Annotated in this window: 25 protein-coding genes; 6 read left to right on the top strand and 19 right to left on the bottom strand. The window is 71.8% G+C overall.

Features of this window, described 5'->3' with window-relative positions:
• Nucleotides 1-125: 125 nt before the first annotated feature.
• The gene (locus NE235_RS38280) at nt 126-566 is read right to left on the bottom strand and encodes an Lrp/AsnC family transcriptional regulator (protein ID WP_308206120.1); all 441 of its coding nucleotides are present in this window, start codon (nt 564-566) and stop codon (nt 126-128) included.
• Between the two features lie 102 nt (nt 567-668).
• Nucleotides 669-1,817, bottom strand: a complete 1,149-nt coding sequence (locus tag NE235_RS20270) for an acyl-CoA dehydrogenase family protein (RefSeq protein ID WP_252805220.1) — start codon at nt 1,815-1,817, stop codon at nt 669-671.
• 156 nt (nt 1,818-1,973) lie between these two features.
• On the opposite strand from NE235_RS20270, the gene larA reads away from it, so the two are divergent.
• Nucleotides 1,974-3,254, top strand: a complete 1,281-nt coding sequence (gene larA / locus NE235_RS20265) for a nickel-dependent lactate racemase (RefSeq protein ID WP_252805218.1) — start codon at nt 1,974-1,976, stop codon at nt 3,252-3,254.
• A 21-nt stretch (nt 3,255-3,275) separates the two neighbouring features.
• Here the strand turns inward: larA and NE235_RS20260 are convergent, their stop codons facing one another.
• Nucleotides 3,276-4,349 (bottom strand): M24 family metallopeptidase, encoded by a 1,074-nt coding sequence (locus NE235_RS20260; RefSeq protein WP_252805216.1) that lies wholly within the window; start codon nt 4,347-4,349, stop codon nt 3,276-3,278.
• 533 nt (nt 4,350-4,882) lie between these two features.
• Between NE235_RS20260 and NE235_RS20255 the strand changes: the two genes are divergently transcribed.
• The 4 genes from NE235_RS20255 to NE235_RS20240 all read left to right on the top strand — a co-directional run bounded on the left by NE235_RS20255 (nt 4,883) and on the right by NE235_RS20240 (nt 9,164).
• Nucleotides 4,883-6,562, top strand: coding sequence for a SpoIIE family protein phosphatase (locus NE235_RS20255; RefSeq protein WP_252805214.1), 1,680 nt, complete (start codon nt 4,883-4,885; stop codon nt 6,560-6,562).
• A 96-nt stretch (nt 6,563-6,658) separates the two neighbouring features.
• Nucleotides 6,659-7,567 carry a 5'-3' exonuclease gene (locus tag NE235_RS20250; RefSeq protein WP_252805212.1) on the top strand — a complete coding sequence of 303 codons (909 nt, stop codon included), beginning with the start codon at nt 6,659-6,661 and terminating at the stop codon, nt 7,565-7,567.
• 241 nt (nt 7,568-7,808) lie between these two features.
• Nucleotides 7,809-8,312 (top strand): hypothetical protein, encoded by a 504-nt coding sequence (locus NE235_RS20245; RefSeq protein WP_252805210.1) that lies wholly within the window; start codon nt 7,809-7,811, stop codon nt 8,310-8,312.
• A 156-nt stretch (nt 8,313-8,468) separates the two neighbouring features.
• Nucleotides 8,469-9,164, top strand: a complete 696-nt coding sequence (locus tag NE235_RS20240; protein WP_252805207.1) for a Crp/Fnr family transcriptional regulator — start codon at nt 8,469-8,471, stop codon at nt 9,162-9,164.
• Between the two features lie 186 nt (nt 9,165-9,350).
• Here NE235_RS20240 and NE235_RS20235 read toward each other — a convergent pair whose 3' ends face one another.
• From NE235_RS20235 to NE235_RS20210, 6 genes are all read right to left on the bottom strand, one after another.
• A complete protein-coding gene (locus NE235_RS20235) occupies nt 9,351-12,074 on the bottom strand; it encodes a DEAD/DEAH box helicase (RefSeq protein WP_252805205.1) in 2,724 nt (907 codons plus the stop codon).
• A gap of 122 nt (nt 12,075-12,196) precedes the next feature.
• Nucleotides 12,197-13,051, bottom strand: coding sequence for a twin-arginine translocase subunit TatC (gene tatC / locus NE235_RS20230; protein ID WP_252805204.1), 855 nt, complete (start codon nt 13,049-13,051; stop codon nt 12,197-12,199).
• Nucleotides 13,052-13,074: 23 nt separating this feature from the next.
• Complete coding sequence (gene tatA / locus NE235_RS20225) at nt 13,075-13,404, bottom strand: Sec-independent protein translocase subunit TatA (protein ID WP_252805202.1); 330 nt, start codon at nt 13,402-13,404, stop codon at nt 13,075-13,077.
• A 65-nt stretch (nt 13,405-13,469) separates the two neighbouring features.
• On the bottom strand, nt 13,470-13,658 hold the full coding sequence (locus NE235_RS20220; protein WP_406567606.1) for a hypothetical protein: 189 nt from the start codon (nt 13,656-13,658) through the stop codon (nt 13,470-13,472).
• 160 nt (nt 13,659-13,818) lie between these two features.
• Nucleotides 13,819-14,760 (bottom strand): helix-turn-helix transcriptional regulator, encoded by a 942-nt coding sequence (locus NE235_RS20215; protein ID WP_252805200.1) that lies wholly within the window; start codon nt 14,758-14,760, stop codon nt 13,819-13,821.
• Entirely contained in the window at nt 14,757-15,701 is a 945-nt protein-coding gene (locus NE235_RS20210) for a helix-turn-helix transcriptional regulator (RefSeq protein ID WP_252805197.1), read from the bottom strand. Before NE235_RS20210 ends, NE235_RS20215 begins: the two co-directional genes overlap by 4 nt.
• A gap of 51 nt (nt 15,702-15,752) precedes the next feature.
• On the opposite strand from NE235_RS20210, the gene NE235_RS20205 reads away from it, so the two are divergent.
• The gene (locus NE235_RS20205) at nt 15,753-16,847 is read left to right on the top strand and encodes a DUF3866 family protein (protein WP_252805195.1); all 1,095 of its coding nucleotides are present in this window, start codon (nt 15,753-15,755) and stop codon (nt 16,845-16,847) included.
• A gap of 289 nt (nt 16,848-17,136) precedes the next feature.
• Here the strand turns inward: NE235_RS20205 and NE235_RS20200 are convergent, their stop codons facing one another.
• The 10 genes from NE235_RS20200 to dop form a co-directional block, all read right to left on the bottom strand.
• On the bottom strand, nt 17,137-17,601 hold the full coding sequence (locus NE235_RS20200) for a DUF3291 domain-containing protein (RefSeq protein WP_252805193.1): 465 nt from the start codon (nt 17,599-17,601) through the stop codon (nt 17,137-17,139).
• Nucleotides 17,602-17,634: 33 nt separating this feature from the next.
• The gene (locus NE235_RS20195) at nt 17,635-18,411 is read right to left on the bottom strand and encodes a helix-turn-helix transcriptional regulator (protein WP_252805191.1); all 777 of its coding nucleotides are present in this window, start codon (nt 18,409-18,411) and stop codon (nt 17,635-17,637) included.
• 48 nt (nt 18,412-18,459) lie between these two features.
• Nucleotides 18,460-19,368, bottom strand: coding sequence for an FKBP-type peptidyl-prolyl cis-trans isomerase (locus tag NE235_RS20190; protein ID WP_252805189.1), 909 nt, complete (start codon nt 19,366-19,368; stop codon nt 18,460-18,462).
• A 25-nt stretch (nt 19,369-19,393) separates the two neighbouring features.
• Nucleotides 19,394-20,722 (bottom strand): FKBP-type peptidyl-prolyl cis-trans isomerase, encoded by a 1,329-nt coding sequence (locus NE235_RS20185; RefSeq protein WP_252805187.1) that lies wholly within the window; start codon nt 20,720-20,722, stop codon nt 19,394-19,396.
• Between the two features lie 87 nt (nt 20,723-20,809).
• Nucleotides 20,810-22,168, bottom strand: coding sequence for a Pup--protein ligase (pafA, locus tag NE235_RS20180; protein ID WP_252783541.1), 1,359 nt, complete (start codon nt 22,166-22,168; stop codon nt 20,810-20,812).
• A gap of 161 nt (nt 22,169-22,329) precedes the next feature.
• Nucleotides 22,330-23,064, bottom strand: coding sequence for a proteasome subunit alpha (gene prcA / locus NE235_RS20175; protein ID WP_252805287.1), 735 nt, complete (start codon nt 23,062-23,064; stop codon nt 22,330-22,332).
• Nucleotides 23,065-23,115: 51 nt separating this feature from the next.
• Nucleotides 23,116-23,919: a proteasome subunit beta gene (prcB, locus tag NE235_RS20170; protein ID WP_252805185.1), complete on the bottom strand. Its 804-nt coding sequence runs from the start codon at nt 23,917-23,919 to the stop codon at nt 23,116-23,118.
• 172 nt (nt 23,920-24,091) lie between these two features.
• Nucleotides 24,092-24,478: an endonuclease domain-containing protein gene (locus tag NE235_RS20165; protein WP_252805183.1), complete on the bottom strand. Its 387-nt coding sequence runs from the start codon at nt 24,476-24,478 to the stop codon at nt 24,092-24,094.
• Nucleotides 24,479-24,779: 301 nt separating this feature from the next.
• The gene (locus NE235_RS20160; protein ID WP_252805181.1) at nt 24,780-24,989 is read right to left on the bottom strand and encodes a ubiquitin-like protein Pup; all 210 of its coding nucleotides are present in this window, start codon (nt 24,987-24,989) and stop codon (nt 24,780-24,782) included.
• A 234-nt stretch (nt 24,990-25,223) separates the two neighbouring features.
• Entirely contained in the window at nt 25,224-26,738 is a 1,515-nt protein-coding gene (gene dop / locus NE235_RS20155) for a depupylase/deamidase Dop (protein ID WP_343886897.1), read from the bottom strand.
• Between the last annotated feature and the right edge of the window lie 118 nt (nt 26,739-26,856).

The raw sequence follows: 26,856 nt of genomic DNA, 5'->3' as shown, positions 1-26,856 counted from the left end.
CGGCTCCCGCGGGGGACGACCCGCCCCAGCCGGCGATCCACGCGCCCGGTTTCTCGCGACCCAGCACCGGCCTTTACATAGTAAGTTCCCGGCGGGCGATCACGGCCGGGCCGGGCCCGTCCTTCTCACAGGCGGGGCGGGCGGCCCTCGTAGGGAGTGCTCAGCACGACCGTCGTCCGGGTCGAGACGTTCGCGGCGGCCCGGATCTGCTGGAGCAGCTCCTCCAGCGCGAACGGCGAGGCCACCCGGACCTTCAAGATGTAGCTCTCCTCACCGGCGACCGAGTGGCAGGCCTCGATCTCCTGGAGATGAGCGAGCTTCTCCGGCGCGTCGTCCGGGGCCGCCGGGTCGATCGGCTTGATCGAGATGAACGCGGTGAGCGGCAGGCCGACCGCCTCATGGTCCAGCACCGCCGAGTAACCCTTGATCACGCCACGCTTCTGCAGCCGCCGCACCCGCTGGTGAACGGCGGACACGGACAGGCCCGTCTCCCGCGCCAGGTCCGTGAAGCTCATACGGCCGTCCTCGGCGAGCAGGCCCACGATCTGCCGGTCGATGTCCTCCACGCCTCAGAACCTATCGCGATGGACGGTTTCGCGGCGGAAAGACCCGCGACGCTCCCACACGTCGCGTCGCGTCGCGCGCCACCCGCTCGCCTCCGGGCCGGGTCACCGCGGATCGGTCAGGTGCCGGCCGATCACCATGCGCTGGATCTGGTTGGTCCCCTCGACGATCTGCAGGACCTTCGCCTCGCGCATGAACCGCTCGGCGGGGAAGTCGCTGACGTACCCGTAACCGCCGAGCACCTGCACCGCGTCGGTCGCCACGCGCATCGCGGTGTCGGTGGCGAACAGCTTGGCCATCGCCGCCTGCGCCCCGTAGGGCCGGCCGGCGTCGCGCCGCCGGGCCGCGGTCAGGTACAGCGCGCGGGCCGCCGCGACGCCGGTGGCCATGTCGGCGAGCATGAACCGCATGCCCTGGAAATCGGCGACACGCTGCCCGAACTGCCGGCGCTCGCGGGCGTAGGCGACCGCCGTGTCCAGCGCCGCCTGGGCCACGCCGACGGCGCAGGCGGCGATGCCGAGCCGCCCGCCGTCCAGCGCCGACAGCGCGATCGGCAAGCCTTGGCCCTCCACGCCGATCCGGTCGCCCTCGGGGACGCGGACGTCGTCGAAGTGCAGTTGCGCGGTCGGCGACGAGCGCAGGCCCATCTTCTTCTCCGGTGGAGCCGCGCGGACGCCGCGGGTGTCGGCCGGAACGTGGAAGCAGGAGACGCCGCGGCCCTTGTCCGGCGCGGTCCGGGCGAAGAGGGTGTAGAAGTCGGCGTGCCCGCCGTGGGTGATCCACGCCTTGGTGCCGTTGATGGTGTACGCGCCGGCGTCGAGGTACGCCTTGGTGCTCAGTGCCGCCGCGTCGGACCCCGAGTGCGGTTCGGACAGGCAGTACGCGCCCAGCAGCTCGCCGCCGATCAGGTCCGGCAGGAGCCGCCGCCGTTGCTCGTCCGAGCTGTACGCGGCGACCGGGAAGCACGCGAGCGTGTGCACGCTGACGCCGAGGCCGACGGCGAGCCAGCCCGCGGCCAGCTCCTCCACGACCTGCAGATAGACCTCGTACGGCTGGCCGCCCCCTCCGAACTCCTCCGGGTACGGCAGCCCGAGCAGCCCCGCCCGGCCCAGCGTGCGGAACACCTCACGGGGAAACCTGCCGGCCTCTTCGTCGGCCGCGGCCCGCGGAGCGAGCTCCGCGGCGACCAGGTCACGGGTCAGTTCGAGCAGGTCGTACGCCTCTGACGTCGGCAGTTCGCGATCAACGCCCATCGTCACCCGCCTCCGGGCTCGAGCCCCTCCACGCTGAGGGACACACGACAAAATACTAGGACGTCCAAGTAACCGGGCGCCATCCCCGAAAGGGGACGTACGGTACGTCTCGGGTGTATTCACCGGCCGTCGCCCCGGCCGGGCGGAGGAGGCGTGATGCGGGTTCGGCTGGCGTACGGCGAGACGGGGCTGGAGATCGAGCTGCCGGACGCGGCCACGACCGTCGTCACCCCGCGGCATCACCCGGCCGCCCCGGACCCGGCCGCCGCGCTCCGGGCCGCGCTGCGCGCGCCCGTCGCCGGGCCGCCGCTGCGCGACCGGGTCCGTCCCGGGCAGACCGTGGCGATCTCGGCCTGCGACGGCACCCGCCCGCAGCCGCGCCACCTCATGATCCCGGCGATCCTCGAGGAGCTCGACGGCATCGTCGACCCCGGCGACGTCACGATCCTGGTCGCGACCGGCACGCACCGCGGCAACACCGACGCCGAGCTGCGGGCGATGTTCGGTGACGCCGTGGTCGACACGGTAAGCGTCGTCAACCATGACGCCCGGGACGCCGCGTCCCTCACCTACGCCGGCACCCACGGCGCCGACGTGCCCGTGTGGCTGAACAGCACCTGGGTCGACGCCGACGTGCGCATCACGACCGGCTTCGTCGAACCGCACTTCTTCGCGGGCTTCTCCGGCGGGCCCAAGCTCGTCGCCCCCGGCCTGGCCGGGCTGGAGACCGTGCTGACGCTGCACGACGCCGCCCGCATCGGGCACCCCTCGGCGACCTGGGGCGTCACCCACGGCAACCCCGTCCACGACGACGTCCGCGCGATCGCCGCCGCGACGGGCGTCACGTTCGGCCTGGACGTCATCCTCAACGGCGACAAGGACATCGTCGCCGCCTTCGGCGGAGACCTCGCGGCCATGCACGCCGCCGCCACGGCCGCCGCGCGGGAGGCGGCGATGCGCCCCCTGGACGCGCCGTTCGACGTGGTCGTCACCACGAACGCCGGATACCCCCTCGACCAGAACCTGTACCAGGCCGTCAAGGGGATGTCCGCGGCCTTCCAGGTCGTCCGGCCCGGCGGTCTGATCGTCTGCGCGGCGGAGTGCCGCGACGGGTTCCCCGACCACGGGTCCTACCGCGAGGTGCTGGCCTCCGCGCCGTCCCCGCAGGCGCTGCTCGCCGAGATCGCCGCGCGCCCGCGTACGGTCCCCGACCAGTGGCAGGTGCAGATCCAGGCCCGCATTCAGGCCGGCGCCCGGGTCGTGATGCACACCTCTCACCTCGGCGACGACGACCTGGCCGCCGCACACCTGGAACAGACCCGCGACATCTCCGCGACCGTCGCGGACGCCCTCGCCCAGGCGGGCCCGGACGCGCGGGTCTGCGTGCTGCCCGAAGGACCCCAGACCATCCCCTACCTCACCGCGGGGACGGCCTGAGGACCCCTTGCGCCGGACCGGTCAGGCGTCCACCACGATGAGGTCGCGGGTAACTTGGTTGACGCTCTCGTGGCCGTCGGCGGTGCACACGACGATGTCCTCGATGCGCGCCCCGTGCGGCCCCGGGTAGATCCCCGGCTCGATGGAGAACGCCATCCCCGGCTCGAGCGGCTCGGTGTTGCCCGCCACGATGTAGGGCTCCTCGTGCGTCTCCAGGCCGATGCCGTGGCCCGTCCGGTGGATGAAGTGCTCGCCGTACCCGGCGGCCGCGATGACCTCGCGCGCGGCGGCGTCCACCGCCTCGGCCGTGACGCCGGGCCGTACGGCGGCGCGGGCGGCCTCCTGCGCCTCCTTCAGCACCGCGTAGTAGGCGTGGAAGTCGGCCGGCGCCTCCCCCACGGCGTACACGCGGGTCGAGTCGGAGCAGTACCCGCTCGGCATCGTGCCGCCGATGTCGACGACGACCGGCTCACCGGCCTGGATGACCCGGTCGGACAGCTCGTGGTGCGGGCTGGCGCCGTTCGGCCCGGAGCCGACGATCACGAAGTCCACGGTCGCGTGCCCCTCGGCCAGGATCGCCTCGGCGATGTCCCGGCCCACCTCACGCTCGGTACGCCCCGTCTTCAGCAGGGCCGGGACGAGGGCGTGCACCCGGTCGATCGCGGCACCCGCCTCCCGCAGCGCCTCGACCTCGGCCGCGCTCTTGCGCTTGCGCAGCTCGCCGAGGACCCGGCCCGCCGCGACCTGCTCCGCGCCGGGCATCGCGGCGCGGAAGCGCAGGGCCATGACCGCCCACATCCGGTCCGCGACGCCGACGCGGCCGAGATCGCGCGGGAGCCGCCCCGCCACCAGCGCGTACGGGTCCTCGGTCTCGTCCCAGGGCACCAGCTCCACGCCGAGCCCACCCGCCGTGGACGCCTGCGCGGCGGCCAGTTCCAGCCGGGGGACGACCAGGAAGGGGTCGCCCGCGGCGGGCACGACGAGGCACGTGAGGCGCTCCAGCGGGATGGCGTCATAGCCCGTGACGTAGCGCAGGTCGGGCCCTGGCGTCAGCAAGATCGCGCCGAGTCCGGCGTCGGCGGTCGCCTGGCGCACCCGGGCTAGGCGGTCGGGCTCGAAAAGTGCTGTCGGGCTTGTCACACCGTTCCCTCTCCTGTGAAGACTCACATGTCGGCGGCAATCTACTCCCCTGCGGGAGCCGGGTTCCTTCCCTCCCGCCGCGGCACCCACGCGCCCGCCGGCGCGTCGTCGGGGCGCCCGCGCGCCCGCGGCGGGTCGTCGGGGGCGTCACCCGTGAGGGCGCCCCGTCCTCTCCTGACGAGTATCCGCCGGGGCACGCGGCACGAGTGCGGCCACCCCCGCGGCAGCCCCGGCGGCCGGCACCGGCAGCCGGGTCCGGCGCTGCACAAGACGCGCACAAGCCCGCTGGAAGATGCTCGCTGTGTGCGATAACCCCATCACGTACAGCGAAAATCGCTACGATGGCGGACACGCTCAAGGCGTGCACAAGGCGAGACTGCTGTTCCGCCGGTCCCGCACGTCACACCTTCACTCAGTCAACATCAACCCTCTCAGCAGGATAGATACACCATCGCCCTCACAGACGATCACAATCGAGAGTGGTCTTCATGGGATTCCCTCACACCACGGGCGACAGGCCCTCAGACCAGCCGGCGGACACGTCGGAGGCGACGATCGAGCGGCTCCGCGCCGAGCTCGAGCAGCTGCGCGACAAGCTCCGGACCACCGTCGCGATCGAGCAGGCCAAGGGCGCGCTGGCCGAGCGTCTCCGCTGTGGCGTCGACGCCGCCTACACCCATCTCCTCCAGCTCGCGCGGGACAGCGGCATCACCCCGCTGGACGCGGCCGCATTACTGTTCGCCCCGGAGGCGCGCGACGGCGACACTCCTCCCGCCCCCCGCTCCCCCGCCGATGACGGCCCTCCCGCCGGGGACGGCACCGTCGGCGAGGACGGCACCGTCGGCGAGGAGGATCGCCTCGCCGGCGACGACCGTGGCAGCGACGACCGGGTCGGCGACGGCGCCGGCCGGCCCGCGTCACCGGCCGCGTCACCGGAAACGGACCGACCGTCACCGGCCGCGGACCGGTCGGCGGCGGCTGTTCCGGCGGGCGGCCCGCCGGCCGGTCCGGGCATCCGTCCCCGGCCCGCCCTCGGCGAACCGGCCGAGCAGTTCGAGCACGCCCAGCGCCTCGGCAACCTCGGCTGCGGGACGTGGGAGCCGGCGACCGGCGCGAGCCACTGGTCCGACCAGGTCTACGTGATCTTCGGCCGCGATCCGGCGGAGGGACCGCTGCCGCTCGACCGGCTCGCGGCGGCCGTCGTGCCCGAGGACGTCCCCCTGACCGCGCACCTGGTCAGCACGCTGGTCGACGGCCGGGAGCCCGTCGACAGCGAGATCCACATCCGGCGCGACGGGGAGGTCCGTGAGCTGCGGCTGATCGGCGAGCCCGTCGTCGACCCGGCGGGCCGGCCCGTGGCCGTCCGCTGCGTCTACCAGGACGTCACGGGCTGGCGGCGCGGCAAGCGCGCGCTGACGGCGTCCCGCCGGCAACTGGAGCAGCTGCGGGTCGACGAGGAACGCCGGCAGGCGATCGACATGCAGCGCTCGATCCTTCCCCTGCCCGAACGCGTCGTCGACAAGCCGGGCCTGCGGGCGGCGATCCGTTATCTCCCGGCCGGCATCCTGTCCCGCGTCGGCGGCGACTGGTACGAGACCAGCGCCATCGACGGCGAGGGCGTCTTCCTGGCCATCGGCGACGTCTCCGGGCACGGGCGGACCGCCGCGGCCGCGATGGCCCGGCTCCGCAACGGCCTGAGCGGGCTCGCGTTCACCGGCGCGCCGCCCGACCGCCTGCTGGCCTGGCTGAACCGCCTCACCCTGCACTGGCCGACGTCGCTGACCGCGACGGCGCTGGCGGGCCGGTTCGACCCGGAGACCCGCACCCTGACGTGGGCCCAGGGCGGGCACTTCCCGCCGCTGCTGATCCGTGACGGCAAGGCCACGACGCTCGATCCGCCCGAGGGCATGCTGCTCGGCGCGGTCGACGACGCGGACTTCGGCGTCGCGACGACGTCGCTGGAGCCGGGGGATCTGCTGCTGCTCTATACCGACGGGCTGATCGAGCGGCGGGACCGCGACCTGCAGGTCGGCCAGGACCTGCTGCTGCGGGTGGCCGAGACGGCGGGCAGCAACGATCCCGAGACCGTTCTGGACCGCGTCCTGTCGGCGTTCGGCGCGCCCAACCCCAACGACGACACCTGCGTCGTGGCCATCCAGATCCTCTGATCGGCGTGCGGCGCGCCTGGCTCCGGTCCATCACCGGCCGCGGGTGATGCCTCCGGCCGCGGGCCACGACGGGCCGGAAGCTGAGAGGATGACGGCGTGGGTGGACTCATGCTGCTCGATACGCCGTCGCTGTACTTCCGCGCGTTCTTCGGAGTGCCCGAGACGGTGACCGCGCCCGATGGCACACCGGTCAACGCCGTACGCGGCCTGCTCGACATGATCGCGCGCCTGGTCCGGGAACGCTCCCCGCACTCCCTCGTCGCCTGCATGGACGCGGACTGGCGGCCGGCCTTCCGGGTGGAGGCCCTGCCGTCGTACAAGGCGCACCGGGTCGCGCCGGACGGCGGTGACCAGACACCGGACGCGCTGGCGGCCCAGGTCCCGGTGATCGAGGAGGTCCTCGACGCGTTCGGGATCGCGCGGATCGGCGCCGACGGCTACGAGGCGGACGACGTGATCGGCACGCTCGCGACGGCGCAGGACGGCGGGGTCGACATCGTGACCGGCGACCGCGACCTGTTCCAGCTCGTCCGCGACGACCAGCCCGTACGGGTGCTGTACACCGCGCGGGGCATCAAGGCCCTGACGATCGTCGACGAGGCGGAGGTGACGGCGAAGTACGGCATCCCCGGCCGGGCGTACGCCGACTTCGCCACCCTGCGCGGCGACCCGAGCGACGGTCTGCCCGGTGTGCCGGGGGTCGGGGACAAGACCGCCGCCGCGCTGATCACCCGGTTCGGCTCGCTGGAGGGAGTCGAGGAGGCCCTGGACGCCGGCGAGACGGCGGGCTTCCCCGCGGGCAGCCGCCTGAAGCTGGAGAAGGCCCGGGATTACCTCGCGTCCGCGCGGACGGTCGTCCGGGTCGCCACCCGGATCCCCCTGCCCGCGTTCGAGGCAGGCGTGCCGCGCAAGCCACGCGACCCTGAGCGTCTCGTCGCGCTGACCGACCACTGGGGTCTCGGCAGCCCCGTCGACCGTCTCCTCGCCGCGCTCAGGGACGGCTGACCCCCTTTCGGGCGGTTCACCGCCTCGGTGGCCGATCGGCCGTCTCCGGGAGAGGGACGTCTGGCGGAAACGGCCGTCGTCGCGATAGGTGACCGGCCCCTGACGGTCCCGGCAGGTGACCGCTGGGTGACTGTTTGCATTTCTTGCGTCATTTGGCGCACTGCGGGGGGCTTTCCGGCGTTCTCATTTCAGTGACAGGGTCAGTGAAAGTTGCGACCCAGCACGGGGAGGAAGGCTGTCCATGACGTTCGCTGTCAGCCGCCGGAGACCGGTCTCGCCTGGGGACGACGAGGCCGCGTACGCCACCGTGACGGAGATGTTCGCCATGACGCAGTGCTCGAACCACGCCACGGCCTTCGCCGGGTGGGTGGTCGTGACCAGCGCCATGGGCGTGGTCCTGCAGTGGGACACGATCCGGTCGCTCACCGGCTCGGCTCCCGGCCTGGTGCTGCTGGCCGCTCTCGGCCCCGTGGCCGCCGCGCTCGGTTACGTCTTGGTGCTCCTCACCCGCGCCCACAACGTCGCAGCCGGCGCTCAGGAGGACTTCCACCGCTTCATCGCCCGGACGCCGCCGGACGAACCGGAGTTCGCCGCGCCGGCGTTCCGGCGGCTGCGGCTGCTCACCGCGGCCGCGCGTCACCGCGCGATCCTGACCCGCACCGCCCTGGCCTGGGCGTACGTCTCCGGTGCCGCGTTCCTCACGTGGAGCACCGCGGCGGTGGCGCTGACCTCCGGCCACCGATGACGCCCCCTCGACCGGCCGGCGCCCGGGACGTGGAACTCCGCTCCCTCTCCGACGCCCCGGGCGCCGGCCTCTAGACAGATTTCCCCTTTATTAGGTCCACTGGAGGTAATGAGGTTCAATAGCGAATCTCTGCCGTCACGCGCAGACGGAGACCGGGTGCAGGAGATCCTCGCGAACAGACACGGGTTTTGGCAGGCGTTGCAGGAGTCCGAGCGAGCCGCGTTGCGTGCGGCCGGGCGGACTCGTGAGTATGCGACCGGCACGCTGCTGTGCAGCCAGGGCGCCGACCCCGACCACGTCCTGATCATTCTGGACGGGTGGGTGAAGGTGACGGCCGGCCGGGCGGACGGTCAGGAGGTCATGCTCGCCATCCGGGGCCCGTCGGACACCATCGGCGAGAGCGGCTGGCTGAACGGCCGGCCGCGGTCGGCCAACGTCAAGGCGCTGGGACGGGTCCGCGCGCTCGCGATCCCCGCCGAGCAGTTCGCCTCCTTCCTCAACAGCCACGCGCACGCGGCGCAGGTCCTCGCCCGGGTGATGGTCGGACGGATGGACGACGCCGACCGCCGGATGACCTCGCAGGTGGGCACGAGCGGCCCGAAGCTGCTCGCCCTGCTCCTCCTCGACCTGGCCGAACGCTACGGCGTCGCGGGCGGCGGCGGCTCCGTCACGCTGCCGCTGCCGCTGACCCAGCAGGAACTGGCGACGATGATCGGCCGGGCCCGGGAGACCGTCGCGCGGGCGCTCACCGTCTGGCGGCGGGAGGGGATCGTCGTCACCCGCCGGATGCGCATCGTCATCCTGCGCCTGGAGGCGCTGCGCGACATCGCCGAGCGCGACGAGGACGCCTGACCCACCGCGGGACGAGCCCGCGGTGGGCGTAAGACGAGGCGGGACGGCGCGAGACGGCACGGGACGATGCGGGCGTCCCGGGCGCCCACTGGCGGGGACACGGGCGCGACGATACCGCCGTCCCCTGCGGGGACACGGGCGCCGGCCCGCGCGCCCCGCGCCCTCGGCACCGAACGGCCGGCCGGGTCAGCTCACGGAGGAGTAGGCCACGACGCCGCGCCGGATCGCGTCCATCGCCCGCCCCGCGACGTCCCGCACCCCGCCGCCCGGAGGGGCGGCGTCCGCGATCTGGCCGAGCATGTCGAGCAGCTGTTTCATCCAGCGCACGAAGTCGCCGGCGGTCTGGTCGGTGTCGACCAGCACGGCGTCGAGCGGCGTGCCGCTCGCCCAGCGGTACGCCGCCCAGGCGAACCCCAGGTCCGGCTCGCGCAGGAACGCCACGCGATGGTCCTTCTCGACCTCCTGCAGGTCACCCCACAACCGGATCATCTCGGTGAGCGCCTCCCGCACCGGACCGGCCGGCACCCGGGGCGCCCGCCCGTCCTCCGGCGCACGGGACTCGTACACCAGCGCGGACACGGTCGAGGCGAGCTCCGCGGGCCCCAGCTCGTCGAATATCCCCTCCCGCAGGCACTCGGCGGTGAGCAGGTCGAGCTCGGTGTAAATCCGTCCGAGGCGTCGCCCTTCGTCGGTGACCCGCTCGCCGTCGAGGTAGCCGAGCTGGTCGAGGACCGCGCAGACCCGGTCGAACGTCCGCGAGATCACCTGAGAGCGGCCCTCCACGCGGCGGCGCAGCGCCGTCGTCTCCTTGTCCAGCCGGAAGTACCGCTCCGCCCAGCGGGCGTGGTCCTCCCGGTCGGCGCAGCCGTGGCAGGGGTGCTCGCGCAGGCGCCGCCGCAGCTCGGTGATCTGCGGGTCCTCGCGGGTGGGGTCCGGGCGTTTCTGCGAGCGGGGCTTGTCCAGGTGCGCCGTCTTGTTGCGCAGCGTGGAGGCCAGGTCGCGGCGGTGCTGCGCGGACCTGCGGTTGAACCACTGCGGGACCTTGATGCGCTCGACCGGCTCGACGGGGCCGCGGAAGTCCGCCAGGGCCAGCTGCTTCACCTGCCGGTTGATGGTCAGGACGAGCGGGGACGGGTCGTCGGAGCGTTTCGCCGAACCCGGCTCGAGGACCACCGCCGCCCCGGCGAACCGGCCGTGCGGGACCATGATGACGTCACCGAACCGCAGCCGCTCCAGCGACCGTGCCGCCTCGGCGCGCCGCGCCCCCGACCGCTCCCGGGCCAGGTCCCGCTCGCGTTCGGTGAGGCGCTGCCGCATGCGGGCGTACTCCATGAAGTCGCCACGGTCGCAGGTGGCCGCCTCCAGGTAGCCCTCCAGGGCCTCCTCGTTGCGGCGCAACTGCTTGGCGAGCCCGACGACCGCCCGGTCCGCCTGGAACTGCGCGAAGGACTCCTCCAGGAGCGTACGGGCGCGTTCGCGGCCGACCTGGCCGACGAGGTTCACGGCCATGTTGTACGACGGGCGGAAGCTGGAGTTCAGCGGGTACGTGCGCGTGCCCGCCAGACCGGCCACCGCCGCGGGGTCGACGCCGGGCGCCCACAGGACGACGGCGTGCCCCTCCACGTCGATGCCGCGCCGCCCCGCCCGCCCGGTGAGCTGGGTGTACTCGCCGGCCGTCAGGTCGGCGTGCATCTCGCCGTTCCACTTCACGAGACGCTCGATCACGACGGTGCGGGCGGGCATGTTGATGCCCAGGGCGAGCGTCTCGGTGGCGAAGACGGCCCTGATCAGCCCTTCGGTGAACAGCTCCTCGACGACCTCCTTGAAGGTCGGCAGCATGCCCGCGTGGTGCGCGGCGAGACCGCGCTCCAGCCCGGCCAGCCACGTGCCGTACCCGAGCACGTCGAGGTCGGCGCGCGGGATGTCGGCGGTGCGCGCCTCGACGTGCGCGCGGATCTCCTCGCTCTCCTCCTTGGAGGTGAGCCGCAGCCCGGAGTACATGCACTGCTCGACGGCCGCGTCGCAGCCGGCCCGGCTGAAGATGAAGGTGATGGCGGGCAGCAGCCCGGCGCGGTCGAGGCGCTCGATCACGTCGGCGCGCGACGGCGGCCGGTACCGCTCGGGGCGGCGTTCGCGCCGCTGCCCGGACCGGCGGCTCTGGTTGATCCGCGTGCGCCGCAGGTCGTCGAGGGCGAACCGCCGCAGCTCCGGGTTGACCTTGGTGTGCTCGTCGTCGACGAACAGGTCGTACAGCCGGTTGCCGGCGAGCATGTGCTGCCACAGCGGCACCGGCCGCTCCTCGTCGACGATGACGGTGGTCTCGCCGCGGACCTCCTGCAGCCACTCGCCGAACTCCTCGGCGTTGCTGACGGTCGCCGACAGCGCCACCAGCCGCACCGATTCGGGAAGATGGATGATCACCTCTTCCCAGACCGCGCCGCGGAACCGGTCGGCGAGGTAGTGCACCTCGTCCATCACGACGTACGCCAGCCCGGTCAGCGTCGAGGATCCGGCGTACAGCATGTTGCGCAGGACCTCGGTCGTCATGACGACGATCGGCGCCTCGCCGTTGATGGTGTTGTCGCCGGTCAGCAGGCCGACCTTGCCCGCGCCGTAGCGGCGGACGAGGTCGGCGTACTTCTGGTTGGACAGCGCCTTGATCGGCGTGGTGTAGAAGCACTTCCGGCCGCCCGCGAGCGCCAGATGCACGGCGAACTCACCGACGACGGTCTTGCCCGACCCGGTGGGCGCGGCGACGAGCACGCCGTGGCCCTCCTCCAGCGCACGGCAGGCGTCGACCTGGAAGAAGTCCAGGTCGAAGTCGTACAGGCTTTGGAACTCGGTCAGCGCGGGCGTGAAGAGCGCCATGCGCTGCCGGTGCGCCGCGTAGCGCTCCGCGGGGGTGGTCATGGCTCAAGCCTACGGACCACCGCCGACCGAAACGGTGGCACTCCGCGGATTGCGGATCGCGGCCGGCCGGGAGCCGCGGGTCGTAGCGGAGACGGCCGCCGCGGACGGCCCGCGCGGGCCGTCTACACGCGCTCGCCGTCCTCCAGCTCACTGTCCGGCAGGTCCAGCGGCGAGGCCTCGTCGTCCGACAGGCCGGCGTACGGGTCGGGCCGGGCGGCCTTATGCCGATCGTGGAAGTACGCGATGACCTCGGCGACCTCGAAGAGCACCACGGTCGGCAAGGCCAGCGCCAGCATCGTGAACGGGTCCTGGCTGGGGGTGGCCACGGCCGCGAACACGAACAGGCCGAAGAGGATCAGGCGGCGGGACTTGCGGATGCGGGCGTGCGTCAGCACCCCCGCCAGGTTGAGGATCACGACGAACAGCGGCAGCTCGAACGCGACTCCGAAGATCAGGAGCATGGCCACGGCGTAGCCGAGATAGCTCGAGACCGTGATGAGGGCGGTGGTGCCGTTCGGCACGAAGCCGAGCAGGATGCCCAGTCCCTTGTCGAGGGTCACGTAGGCCAGCGTGGCCCCACCGGCGAACAGCGGGACGGAGGCGGTCAGGAAGATGTACGTCCAGCGCCGCTCGCGCTGGTACAGCCCCGGGGCGACGAACGCCCAGAGCTGGTACAGCCAGATCGGAGCGGAGATCACCAACCCGACGATCAGGGAGATCTTCAGGTTGAGGAAGAAGCCTTCGGTCAGGCCGTTGACGACCAGGCCGCACCCCTTGCCCAGCCGGTTCTTCTCCGGGAGCTGGCAGTACGGCTGCTGGAGGAACCTCCAGATCGGGTCGAAGAACCACAGCCCCACGCCGGTGCCCACGAGGATGCCCAGCAGAGCCTTGAGCAGGCGGTTTCGCAACTCGCGGATGTGCTCGATGAGCGGCATGCGCCCATCGGGGTTCGCATTCCGCGACGGTCTGATCGTCATGGTCGTCGATTGTGCCGGGTCGGTCAGGACTTCCGGCCGTGCTCCGTCTGGGAAAGCGGCACGCCGCTGATGGTGGTGCCGTCCTCGCCCGGGGCGTTCAGCTGCTGCGGCTGCTGGGCCGCCGCCTGCTGCTCCAGCAGCGCCGCCTGCTCACGAAGCCGGGCCGCCTGCGCACGGGCGTCCTGCGCCTGCCGCGGCTGCTCCTCGTCGTCGCTGATCAGGCCCTTGGTCTCGGACTTGAAGATGCGCATCGACCGCCCGAGCGAGCGGGCGGCCTGGGGCAGCTTGGCGGAACCGAACAGCACCAGGATGACGACCGCGATGATCGCGATCTCCCACGGTCCAAGATCCATTAGGTAGTCCTCTTCAGCAGGAGGGGCGTTACTCCCCCCGATCGTACGCCGTCGAGCCGGATGTCTCACTCCCCTGATCGCTCCAGGCGGCGCAACGCACGGGCGAAGGCCTCCTGTTCCGGCTGCAGACGCGCCCGCGTCCGCCGCAGTTCACGGCCCAGACCGCGGACCGCCAGGCCCACCTTCACCGCGCACACGCTCAGAACGACCAGCCCGGCGAAGGCCAGCCCGACGTACACCATCATCCACGACACACGCCGACCCTAGTGCGGCGCGCGCCGAGGTTCCCAATCCCTCGGGCCGGGCCCGCGCCGGGCCCGCGCCCTCACGGCCGTGCCGGCCTGCACGCGTTCCCTTGCCCGGCGAACAGAACGTCCGCGCGCCAGGGCACCGCCGGCCGCGGCGGCGCGGGTGTCACGCGTCGTACAGCTTCAGGGCCCTGGCGGCGTCCTCCCGGACCTGGGCGGCCAGCTCGGCGGGCTCGGTGATGCGGCCGGTGCCGGCGAGGCGCAGCGCCAGCCGGCGCACCCAGCGCACGTCGCGGGTCCGCAGCACGACGCGGAGACGTCCCTCCCCCAGCTCGGAGACGCTCTCACAGGGGTAGTGGTCGGCGACCCAGCGCCCGGCCGGGGACAGCTCCAGCGTCACCCGTACGTCCTCCGGCGAGGGGCGGAACAGCCCGGCGTCCAGGTCGAGCGGTTCGGCCTCGTCCGGGATGCTGGCGGGGACGTCGAGGACCCGCAGGTCGACGATCCGGTCCAGGCGGAACAGGCGGACGGCCTCGGCGCGGCGGCACCAGCCCTCCAGGTAGGACCAGCCGTCGATGAGGAGCAGCCGCATCGGGTCGACGTCGCGCACGGTGTTCTCGTCGCGGCCCGGCACGTAGTAGGTCATCTTCAGCCGGTGGCTCTGGTCGAGGCCCGAGCGCACCTGGACCAGGACGTCCGGGCGCACGTCGAGCTCGACGGCGACCTGACTGCTGGGCCGGGCGGCGGTGCCCGCCGCGTCCTCCAGCTTGGCGATCACCCGGCTCACCGCGTCGCCGTGCTCGGGCAGCCCGGCGATCGTGCGCAGCGCGACGAGGAGGGCGGCGGCCTCGTCGACGTCGAGCCGCAGCGGCCTGCTGATCGACTCCGCCTCGCAGACCACGATCTCGCCGCCCTCGTACGACAGGTCGATCGGGCAGTACGGGTCGGGCGCGCGCAGCTCGACGCACCACAGGAGGTTCAGGTCGTCGATGATCTGCTTCTCGGTCACGCCGAACGCCGCGGCGGCCTCCTCGACGCTGACCGAGCTGCGGTTGATGACGTACGGGACGAGGGCGAGCAGCCGCCGCAGCCGTTCGGAGGAGCTCACTGGCACACCGCCTTCAGATGCTGGATCATCGCGTCGCGTACGTCCGGCGGCTCGATGACGACCACGTCGTCGGCGAACCCTGCGAGGTGGTCGGCGAGCCGGTCGACCTCGGCGAACGTCAGCTCTGCCAGATCCCACTCGTCATCGTCACGACGGATGTCCGCCGCCCAGCGCCGGATGCCGTCCGCCGCGCCGCGCCGCAGGCGCACGGTCGCGGTACGCCGCCCGGGTGCCGGGCCGCCCATGGAGGTGACGACCTCCCGCACGTCGATGCCCTCGGGGACGGTCACCGTACCCGCCGGCCCGTCGGGGACGACGTCGCCCCTGATCCGGCTCAGCCGGAAGACCCGCGCCTCGCCGCGGTCGCGGTCGTGGCCGGCGACGTACCAGCGGCCGTGCCTGCTGACCACTCCCCAGGGCTCCAGGTGCCGGCGCTGCGGCGCGCTGCGGCCCACCCCCTGGTACTCGAAGGCGACCGGCCGCCGGTCCCGCACCGCGCGCCACAGCGCCGGGAAGGCGGGCTCGTCGGTGCCGACCCGCGGCTCGATGCCGAGGGAGGCTGCCTCATCGGTGTCGACGCCCGCGGCGCGCAGCTTCAGCAGCGCGCCGGAGGCCGCCTCGGCCAGGCTGGCCCGCTGCCACACCCGCGCGGCCAGCCCGAGGACGGCCGCCTCGTCGCGGGCCAGCTGGATCTCCGGCAGCTCGTACGCCTGGCGCTGGATGCGGTAGCCGGGCTCCTCGTCGCCGTCACTGCCCATCTCCAGAGGGATGCCGAGCTCGCGCAGTTCCTCCTTGTCGCGCTCGAACATCCGCTTGAACGCCTCATCCCCACCGGGATAACCCGGCACGGCCTGGCGGATCTGCTCAGCGGTGAGGTACCGCCGGGTGGCCAGCAGGCACACCACGAGATTGAGCAGCCGCTCGGTCTTGCGGCGCGACATCGTCCACTCCTTCTGGCCCGTCCGCGTGGCCTCCGACGCTACCGTTGGCGGGTGATCCGATGGCGCAAAGGCACGGTTGTCAAGATACGCCGCGAATGGCCCGGAGCGGTCGAACTCGACGTCATCATCGACGAAGAGGGCGAAGCACGCGCCCTGGCCTACCCGGCCCTGGTGGGACGGCCCCGGCCGGGCGACGCCGTACTGCTCAACACGACGGCACTCGCGATGGGACTCGGCACCGGAGGGTACGCCATGGTGGTGGCGGTCCCCGACCGTTTCCCGCCGGATCCGTCCGGCCCGGGTCATCTGGTCAAGGCACGCTACACCCCCCTGCAGGCGACGGTGCTCGGCGCCGACGAACAGGACTCCGCCCACCACGCGATCCTGCGCGACGCCGAGTCGATCGACGGGATGCCGGTGGTCGTCGCCGACCTGCACTCGGCGTTGCCGGCGATCATCGCCGGGCTGCACCTGGACCGCCCCGGCGCCCGGGTCGTCTACGTCATGCCGGACGGCGGCGCGCTGCCCGCCTGGTTCTCCCGGACGATCGCGACGCTGCGCGAGGCGGGCGCGCTGGCCGCCACGGTGACGGTCGGCCAGGCGTTCGGGGGTGACCTGGAGGCGGTGACCCTGCACACCGGCCTGCTCGCCGCCCGTCTGGTGCTCGGTGCCGAGGTCGCCGTCGTCGCGCAGGGCCCGGGGAACCTCGGCACGGGCACCCGCTGGGGGTTCTCCGGCGTATCGGCGGGCGAGGCGGTGAACGCCGCGGCGGTCCTCGACGGCCGTCCCGTGGCGTCCCTGCGGGTCAGCGAGGCCGACGCGCGCGAGCGTCACCGCGGGATCTCCCATCACAGCCTGACCGCCTACGGCCGCGTGGCCCTGGCCCGTGCCCAGGTTGCGGTGCCGGACCTGCCGGGCGCGTTCGGCGACCGGGTGCGTACCGAGGCCGAGCCGCTCGGCGAGCGCCATGAACTCGTCACCGTGCCCGTGGACGGCCTGGAGGAGGCGATCCGCGACTCGCCCGTCCGGGTCTCGACCATGGGCCGGGGGCTGGACCAGGATCTCGCGGGCTTCCTGGCGGTCGCCGCCGCCGGACGCCATGCCGCGGATCTTCTCGGCCGGCGCCTCGACCCCGTGGAGTCGTGACCGGGATCCGACCGAGCCGGGCGCGCTTCACCCTCGTCGTCACCTCCTCCCGGTCCCACCGGGAACGTCCGCGAGGATCCTGGAAGCGGGGAGGCGATGACGCGCCGGCGTGGAGAGGACCGGCCGTCCCTCGCGGGGCGGCCTCGAGGAGAGCCTGGACCGGACCGTGCGCGTCTTCGCGCACTGACCGGAGAACGAGGAAGACACCGGGTGCGTGCTCCGGTGTCTTCCTGTGATCGGCGTGGCCGGATCGTGATCGACGTCCCGGCCACCGCCTTTACATCGTAGATCAGACGGTGGCGAGCGCGCCGTCCGGGTCGTACACCTTCCGGTACGTGAACGCCTCCGGCCCGGGACCCTCACGCCGCAGCATGGCCAGGCGCTCCCGCGCCTCCTCCAACGGAGGGACATATCCCGCCGGCACCCACCACATGACGAAGTAGGGCTCGGCCATCCGCAGCAACCATTCGCGGCGCCGGCGCATGACGTCCAGGTGGGCCGACCGGTAGGCGAAGTTCCACAGCGCCTCGCGCGACTCCCAGACCGACAGGTTGATGATGATGTCGTCGCCGTAGGGACGGATGGCCGTCGCGTCGTCTCCCTCTCCGTCCGTCAGCCGCCAGACGAATCCGGGGGCGGAGTCGGCCAGGGCGTTGATGGGTTCGAAGAGGGCCAGGAACTCGGCCATCGCCGGGGCGTCGAGGGGCTCGCGGAGGCGGGCGACGTTGAACTCCGCCAGGTGGTGGTCCGTCATGTCCGCCAGCAGATCACCACCCGGGTCTCTATGTCAACTATCGTTATTTTTAGAATCGAGGACCACGCAGCACTCCCCCGGCCTCGGGTCCATGCGCGCCGTCACCCCGGCCGGCCCGAGACCCTCGACCAGTCCTTCCAGCAGTGCCAGGTTCATCCCGCAGACCACCGGCGGGAACGCCACGGCCAGCGCGTGGAACGGGCAGTTGCGCAGCCGCAGCTCCGCGCCGTCGCGGTACGGCTCATAGCCCCGGGCCCGCAGCGCGGCCATCATCCGCTCGCCCGGCGCGCCCGCGTCCGGCGTGTCCGGGTCCGGCGTGTCCCCGCCCGGCGTGCCCGCACCCGCTCTGTCCGCACCCGCTCTGTCCGCGCCCGCTCTGTCCGCGCCCGTCTCCGCTGCCGCCGCCATCGCCTCCGCGGCGGCCGCGCCGGCGGATCTACCACGGATGCGCGCCAGCCGCTCCAGGACCTCCTCGCCGCCGATCTCCTCGACGACCTCGGCCAGGAGCTCCGCCGGCACCCGGTAGTCGCGCGGTGGCACACTCACCGTCCGCTCGGTCGCCGAACGCCGGTACAGCTTCGCGGGCCGGCCCGCGCCCGGACCGGAGCGCCCGGCGGGCCGCCGGAAGACCGCGTCGAGGAGCCCCGCCTCGGTCAGGCGGTCGAGATGGAACGCCGCCAGGGTGCGCTGAATCCCGGCCGCGTCCGCGGCCTCCGCCCGGCCCACCTCGTGATCCTGCGCGGCCACGTAGTCATAGAGCCTCCGGCGTACCGGATCCTGCAGGGCCGCGATGGCATCGACGTCGTCCACGTCCCGAGTCTAGGGACCCGGCTCCGGCGGACCGGCCCGGTGACCGGCTCAGTAAGCGGCGAGGACGTCGATCACGAAGGCGAGCGTGTCGTTCTTCCTGATGCCCGAGGCGGCGTGGCCCTTCGACCCGTACCCGTCCTTCGGCGGGATCACGACCAGGACCCGGCTGCCGACCCGCTGCCCGACCACGGCCCTGTCCCAGCCTCTGATCATCTGACCGGCTCCGGCCAGCGCCGAGTCGGGGCGGCCGCGGGCGCGGGTCGACTCGAAGACCTTGCCCGTGCGCCAGATCTGCCCCAGGTCGTGGAAGACGACGAGCTGATGCGCCTGCACCGGAGGCCCACCACCCTGGATGATCGTCTTGACCTGGAGCCGGCCCGGAGGCGCCGCCGAGGGAATTTTCATCGTCGGCGTGGCCCCCGCGGTGACCTGCGGCAGCGCCGCGTCGTTCTGCGGCTGCGGCCGTCCCTGCGCGCTCGCCCCGTTGTGGTACGTGGCGAGCACGTCCAGGACGAAGACCATCGAGTCCCCCGCGCCGATCTGCCACGGCGCGTAGCCACTCGGCCCGTACCCCTGACCCGGCGGGATCACGGCCAGCACCCGGCCCCCCGGCCGCTGCCCGGCGAGAGCCTTGTTCAGGCCCGTGACCAGGCGGCCGTACGGGAACACGGCCGGCCGCCCGGCCTCATAGCTGCTGGCGACCAGCCTGTGGTCACCGCCGTTCCAGCGGTACCCGACGTAGTCGGCGACCACGAGGTCGCCATCGGTCACCGCCGAGCCCTTTCCCTTCCGCAGCGTCTCGACCTTCAGCTTCCCCGACGGGGCGGACGCCGGGATCGTCACCGTGGGCTGCCGGCCCACCACCCCGGCGACCTTCAACCCGTCGGGCAGGCCGCCTCCGCTGCACGCCGTGGCGGCGACCAGGGGGACCAGGGCCAGCGCGGCGACGCGCCGCATGCGTGAACCTCCGAACACCGGACGATCAGTACGAACCGAGGACGTCGACGACGAACACGAGGGTGTCGGTGCCCTTGATGCCGCCCTGCGGCGAGCCCTTCGAGCCGTACCCGTCCTTCGGCGGGACCACGAGGAGCACCCGGCTGCCGGCCTTCTGGCCGACCAGGCCGGTGTCCCAACCCGGGATCACCTGCTTGACACCGATCGGGAACGACGCGGGCGCGCCGCGCTGCCACGACGAGTCGAACACCTTGCCGTTCCGCCACAGCACGCCGTGGTACTGCGCGATCAGCGTCTGCCCCTTCTGCACCACCGGCCCGTTGCCCTGGATCAGGGTCTTGACCTGCAGCTTGTCGGGCGCGTCCGCAGACGGGATCTTGACCGTCGGCGCCGTTCCCGCGCCACCGGTCACCGCCGGCAGCTTGGGGTTGTCGAGCTTCTGCGGCGTGCCCTGCGCCGAGGCGTTCTTACCGAAGCTGTTCAGCACGTCGACCGTCACGACGAAGTCGTCGGTCTTGCCGAGCTGCAGCGACTGGGCGATCTGGTCGCCGACCGCCTGGTATGGCAGGGTCATCACCAGCCGCGTCCCCGCCTTACGCCCGGTGATCGCCTTGTCGAGCGGGGCCAGCCCGGTCAGCTGGCCGGCCTGCCCGATGGCCGGCTGCTTCTTGGTGTAGGTGTTCAGCAGCTCCTTGCCGCCACCCTTGGCGTTCCACTTGTAGGCGACCAGCTGCGCGACGACGAGGTCGCCGTTCGCGACCGCCTTGCCCGACCCCGCCACGACCTCCTTCACCTGCTGCTTGACGGGCGGCTTGGCCTTCGGCACCTTGACCGCCGGCGCCTTGCCGAACGCGCCCGTCACCTTCACCGACGGCGCCGGGCGCGTCTCGTACCAGACCGCCCCGCCCGCCGCCAGCGCGATGAGCACCACGGCGGCCGTCGTGAAAAGGATCTTGCGGCGTTTCGCCTGGGCGCGAGTGCCCGAGCGGGGAGCGCCCAGGCCCTTCGCGCCCAGCGCGTGCGGCGTGAACTCGCTGCGGGTGATCTCCTTCGCCGCCGGGATCTTCAGCTTGATCGGATCCGGATGGGCGAACCGGCTCTTCTGCTCGTCCTCCGCATCGGCCTCGGCCGCGTCCTCTTCGGCGGCCGGCGCCTCGGCCTCGGCCTCGGCGTCCTTCCCGCTCACGGCAGCCTCGGCGCTCTCCGCCTCGGTCCGCTCGGTGTCCTCCGTCTCGGGCCGCTCGGCGGCTTCGGGCTCACCGCTCGCCGTGGGGTCCGCCGCGGAGGCGTCCCGCCCCTCGGCGTCCTGCGGCTCGTCCGTCCGCGTCTGCTCGCGGCCTTTGACTTCAGACATCTTCTCCACCGTTCCGCGGGTCGACGACTATCGCTGACAAGGCCCCCACCTTGTCAGCGGGCATCTAAAGGTAGCGTGAGAACGCCGCTACATTCCCGCGATCAGCTTGTCGACGCGGTCGTCGACCGACCGGAACGGGTCCTTGCACAGGACCGTCCGCTGCGCCTGATCGTTCAGCTTCAAATGCACCCAGTCGACCGTGAAGTCCCGCCGCTTCTCCTGCGCCTTGCGGATGAACTCCCCGCGCAGCCGGGCCCGCGTCGTCTGCGGCGGCACCGACTTGGCCTGGAAGATGTCCAGGTCACGAGCGACCCGCTCGACGGCGCCCTTGCGCTCCAGCAGGTAGTACAGGCCCCGGCCGCGATGCACGTCGTGGTAGGCGAGGTCGAGCTGCGCCACCCGCGGCGAACTCAGCGGCAGATCGTACTTGTGCCGATACCGCTCGATCAGCTGGTACTTCGTCACCCAGTCGATCTCCCGGGCCACCAGGTCCAGGTCACCCGTCTCCACCGCGCGCACGGTCCGCTCCCACAGGTCGAGCACGCGCAGCACCACCGGGTCCGCGCCCCGCCGGTCGATGAACTCCCGCGCCTTGTCGAGGTACTCCTTCTGGATCTCCAGCGAGCTGGCCTCCCGGCCGTTGGCCAGGCGTACCTTGCGCCGGCCGGTCATGTCGTGGCTGACCTCACGGATCGCCCGGATCGGGTTCTCCAGCGTCAGGTCGCGCATCACGACGCCCGCCTCGACCATGCGCAGCACCAGGTCGGTCGCGCCGACCTTGAGCAGCATCGTCGTCTCGCTCATGTTCGAGTCGCCGACGATGACGTGCAGCCGCCGGAAACGCTCGGCGTCCGCGTGCGGCTCGTCCCGCGTGTTGATGATGGGCCGCGAGCGCGTCGTCGCCGACGACACGCCCTCCCAGATGTGCTCGGCGCGCTGGCTCACGCAGTACACCGCGCCGCGCGGCGTCTGCAGCACCTTGCCCGCACCGCAGATGATCTGGCGCGTCACCAGGAACGGGATCAGCACGTCGGCCAGCCGGCCGAACTCACCGTGCCGCCCGACCAGGTAGTTCTCATGGCATCCGTACGAGTTGCCGGCCGAGTCGGTGTTGTTCTTGAACAGGTAGATGTCGCCCGCGATGCCCTCCTCACGGAGGCGCCGCTCGGCGTCGACGAGCAGACCCTCCAGGATCCGCTCCCCCGCCTTGTCGTGCACGACGAGTTCGTCGACGCTGTCACACTCGGGCGTCGCGTACTCAGGATGACTGCCGACATCGAGGTACAGCCGTGCCCCGTTGCGCAGGAACACGTTGCTGCTACGGCCCCACGAGACGACCCTGCGGAAGAGGTACCGCGCCACCTCGTCGGGTGACAACCGCCGCTGCCCGCGGAAGGTGCACGTTACGCCGTACTCGTTCTCCAACCCGAAGATGCGCCTATCCACATCCGCAAGGCTATGCGTCCGGAGGCCGCCGTTGGTAGAGATCAGGTTGCGGTCTGCGGCCACCGCCTTTACGTTGTAGATCACGACAAGCGCGGCGCCAGCCCGCCCCGCTCCGGGGAACGCGGCGGACAGGCGCAGAGGTCACTCCCCGAACGTCACTCCTAGGACGCGTCGCCCGGCTCGGAAGCGGACTCGGCCGGCGCGTTCCCGGCGTCGGCCTCCTCCAGCAGCGTCCGGATGCGCGCCGGCGGCAGCCGCCGGAACATCCGGTGCGTCCGGTTCCGGTCCAGCACCGCTACCTCCAGCTGCTCGGCCTCCAGATGCCGGTCGGCGTCCTGCCGCTCCAGCGCCCGTACGCCCAGCCGCAGCGCCCGCGCCAGCGACAGCCCCTCCTCGAAGTGCTCCTGCAGCGCCGCCGCGACCTGGTCGGCCTGACCGCCCATCGCGACATACCCGTGCTCATCGGCGACGGACCCGTCGAACGTCAGCCGGTAGATCTGGTCCGAGGCGGCGTCCTCGCCCAGCTCCGCGACGACGAGCTCCACCTCGTACGGCTTGTTCATCTCGGTGAACACCGTGCCCAGCGTCGTCGCGTAGGCGTTCGCCAGACCCCGCGCGGTGACGTCACGGCGGTCGTACATGTACCCGTTGACGTCGGCGTACCGCACGCCCGCCTGACGGAGATTCTCGAACTCGTTGTACTTGCCGACCGCGGCGAACGCCATCCGGTCGTAGATCTCGCTGATCTTGTGCAGCGCGCGGGACGGATTGTCCGCCACGAACAGGATGCCGTCGTCGTACTGCAACACGACGACACTGCGGCCGCGCGCGATGCCCTTACGCGCGTAGTCGGCCTTGTCCTTCATCTGCTGTTCGGGCGACACGTAGAACGGCATGGACACCGGTGGCGTTCCTTACTACTCGTTCACTACTCGAGATCGCGGACGTTACAGCAGCGGAGCCGACGGCCCGCCCGGCGAGCGCATCCGTCCCTCGACGACCCGCTCCGTCAGGCCTCCGACCTCATCGTCCGGCAGCCGCCGGTACCCGTCGGCCGTGACCGCCGCGACCACCGGGAAGATCCGGCGGGTCAGGTCCGGGCCGCCGGTCGCCGAGTCGTCGTCCGCCGCGTCGTACAGCGCCTGGATCGAGGCGACGACCGCGTCCTCCTCCGCCAGCTCCGCCCGGAACAGCTTCTTCAGCGCGCCCTTCGCGAACACCGACCCCGAGCCGATGCTGTAGAAGTCCTGCTCTTCGTACTTCCCGCCGGCCGGGTCGTAGCTGAAGATCCGCCCCCGGTCCTGGTCCTCGTCGTAACCGGCGAACAGCGGCACGACCACGAGACCCTGCAGGGCCATGCCCAGGTTGCCGCGGACCATCGTCGCGAGCCGGTTGGCCTTGCCCTCCAGCGAGAGCGTGCGGCCCTCCATCTTCTCGTAGTGCTCCAGCTCCACCTGGAACAGGCGCACCACCTCCAGGCCGATGCCCGCGGTGCCCGCGATCGCGACCGCGGAGTACTCGTCGGCGCGGTAGACCTTCTCGATGTCCCGCTGGGCGATCACGTTGCCCGCGGTGGCCCGCCGGTCGCCCGCCATCACCACCCCGCCCGGGAACGTGATCGCGACGATCGTCGTGCCGTGCGGGATCTGGTCTCCGGCCGACACTCCGGCCGGAAGCTCGCGCGACCCCGGCAGCAGCCCCGGCGAGTACGACGACAGGAACTCGGTGAACGACGGGGGGCCCTGGCTCATGAACGCGCCCGGTAGACGCCCCGGCGCGGAACCTTGCGACGTCACACGACTCCTTCCAAAGGCAGCGGATGCGATGCGCCTCCGCAACTCAGACCCTACTGTCACTGTGACGTCAGGCGCATACCGCGTGATCCCTGCCCCCGTCCGCCCAGGGCGAACCCGACCGCCTCGGTCAGCGGCCGTCAGGGCCCACTCCGCCGGCCCCAGCGGCTCCCCCGGCAACGCGTCCCGATCCGATCACGGGAAAGCGCTCCTCCAACGGCTCCGGACCCGCCACCAGCACATCCGTCTCCCACGGATCCTCCGAACCCCCATCCGCCATCGCGTGCAGGAGCGCGAGGTCGTCCGTGCAGGCCCGCCCCAGGTGCCACCCCGGATCGACGACGACCTCATCGGACCGCCGCGGGCGTACGACGGCCACCTCGTAATTCCCGTCCTCGGTCAGCCGCAGCCCCGACAGCCCACCGGTGAGGTACTCGATCGCCCGCCGGACCACCCAGGGATCGTCCCGCAGCTGCCCCATCCCCGTATTGCAGTCGGCGCACAGGATGCCCCGCACGGCCCCGGTGACGTGGTCGATCTGGCTTCGAGCCGTTACGCCCGAAGCTCGAGATCGACTTCACCTCACCGCATCGCGAACAGTATCTGGACCCTTCGGGTACGTCCGGGCGTTCTCGCACCTCTCTGCCGCGCTCGGCCATGCGTTTGCGGTAACTGACTTTCGAGCGCCTACCGAAGCATTCCTTGCAATAGCGTGCGAGGCCGTCAGCCATCCGCTTGTTGCGGCCGAACTGAGAGACGGGCTTTAACTGCCCGCAATCAGGGCACTTTTTAGAGTCCCCCGAATCGGACATATATGGTCACTCCCCGCCTTTTTGGACATATGACCTTACGAACTCTTCTGCGTTCTCTTCGAGCACCTCGTCGATTTCGTCCAGGATTGCGTCGACGTCGTCGGTGAGCTTCTCCTGGCGCTCCTGGACGTCCTCGCTGGGCGCGGCCTGGGTCTCGTCGACCTCTTCCTCGCGCCGGGTCGTCTGCCGCTGACCGCCGGTGTCCCTCGTTGCCATCGTGATCCTCCCGTTCGTGCCGAGACCTTGACTCTATCGTCGCCCGCCGACGCGGAGTGGATCACTGAGCGTGCGCCACGCCGATCGGCGGTCGGTCTCCTGACGCCGTTATCGCCGGTGGCCATCGCGGCGAAACGGTCATTCCCGTCACAACTGAGCAGCGATCACAGCCGCACCCGCCTCCCCGGCCGCCCGTGGGCGGGCCGGGGAGGGCTTACGGGCGGGATGTACGGGTCACTCGCCGGTCAGGGCCGAGACGAGGTCGGAGGCGGTACGGCAGCGGTCCAGGAGCGCGCCGACGTGCGCCCTGGTGCCGCGCAGGGGCTCCAGGGTGGGCACCCGCTGCAGCGACTCGCGGCCCGGCACGTCGAAGATGACCGAGTCCCAGGACGCGGCCGCGACGGAGTCGGCGTACTGGCGCAGGCACCGGCCGCGGAAGTAGGCGCGGGTGTCCTCCGGCGGGTTCTCGATCGCCGACTCGATCTCGGCGTCGCTGACGATCCGCTCCATACGCCCGCGGGCGGCGAGCCGGTTGTACAGGCCGCGGTCGGGGCGGATGTCGGAGTACTGCAGGTCGACGAGCTGCAGGCGCGGGTGGGACCAGTCGAGCCCGTCGCGGGTGCGGTAGCCCTCGAGCAGTTCCAGCTTGGCGACCCAGTCGAGCTCGCGGGACAGCTGCATCGGGTCGTCGCCGAGCCGCTGCAGGACCGACTCCCAGCGGTCGAGGACGTCCCTGGTGAGGTCGTCGGCGTCGCCGCCGAACCGGTCCTCGACGTACTTGCGGGACTGTTCGAGGTACTCCATCTGGAGCTGCACCGCGGTCATCTTGCGGCCGTCCCGCAGGGTGAGCAGGTGCTTGCAGCTCGGGTCGTGGGAGATCGCCCGCAGGGTGGCGACGGGCATGTCGACCGACAGGTCGACCGTGAGGAAGCCGTCCTCGATCATGGCGAGGACCAGGCCGGTCGTGCCGAGCTTGAGGTAGGTCGAGACCTCGCTCATGTTGGCGTCGCCGATGATGACGTGCAGCCGGCGGTACTTCTCCGGGTCGGCGTGCGGCTCGTCACGGGTGTTGATGATGGGGCGCTTGAGGGTGGTCTCCAGGCCGACCTCGACCTCGAAGAAGTCGGCCCGCTGGCTGATCTGGAAGCCGTCGCCGCGGCCGTCCACGCCGATGCCGACGCGGCCGGCGCCGCAGACCACCTGCCGGGTGACGAAGAACGGCGTGAGATGCCGGACGATGTCGGAGAACGGGGTCTCCCGGCGCATCAGGTAGTTCTCGTGGCAGCCGTAGGAGGCGCCCTTGTTGTCGGTGTTGTTCTTGTACAGCTGGATCGGGTGGGTGCCCGGCACCCGGGCGGCGCGGGCGGCGGCGTCGGCCATGACGCGCTCTCCGGCCTTGTCCCAGATCACGGCGTCCCGGGGGTTGGTGCACTCGGGCGTGGAGTACTCCGGGTGGGCGTGGTCGACGTAGAGACGGGCCCCGTTGGTGAGGATGACGTTGGCCAGGCCGAGGTCCTCGTCGGTCAGCTGGGTGGGGTCGGCGACCTCCCGGGCCAGGTCGAAGCCGCGGGCGTCGCGCAGCGGGTTCTCCTCTTCGAAGTCCCACCGTGCCCGCCTGGCCTTCGCCGCCGACGCCGCGAGGTACGCGTTGACGACCTGTGAGGAGGTCACCATCGCGTTGGCCCCTGGCTGACCGGGCACGGAAATGCCGTACTCCGTCTCGATCCCCATTACCCGCCGCACACTCATAGGTCCGAGCCTAATGCGCGATGGCCGTGGTCCTGTGCGGCACGGCGTGATCGTGACGCGAAACCGCGGGTGGCGAGAGGGCCGGATGCGGCCGCGAAGGGCCTCAGCGGCGCGTCAG

Origin of the sequence: Actinoallomurus spadix (assembly GCF_024055725.1) — a bacterium.
GTDB classification, from domain to species: domain Bacteria; phylum Actinomycetota; class Actinomycetes; order Streptosporangiales; family Streptosporangiaceae; genus Actinoallomurus; species Actinoallomurus spadix.
Note: the sequence above shows the minus strand (reverse complement) of the source record. Positions and strands in the feature narration are given on the sequence as shown.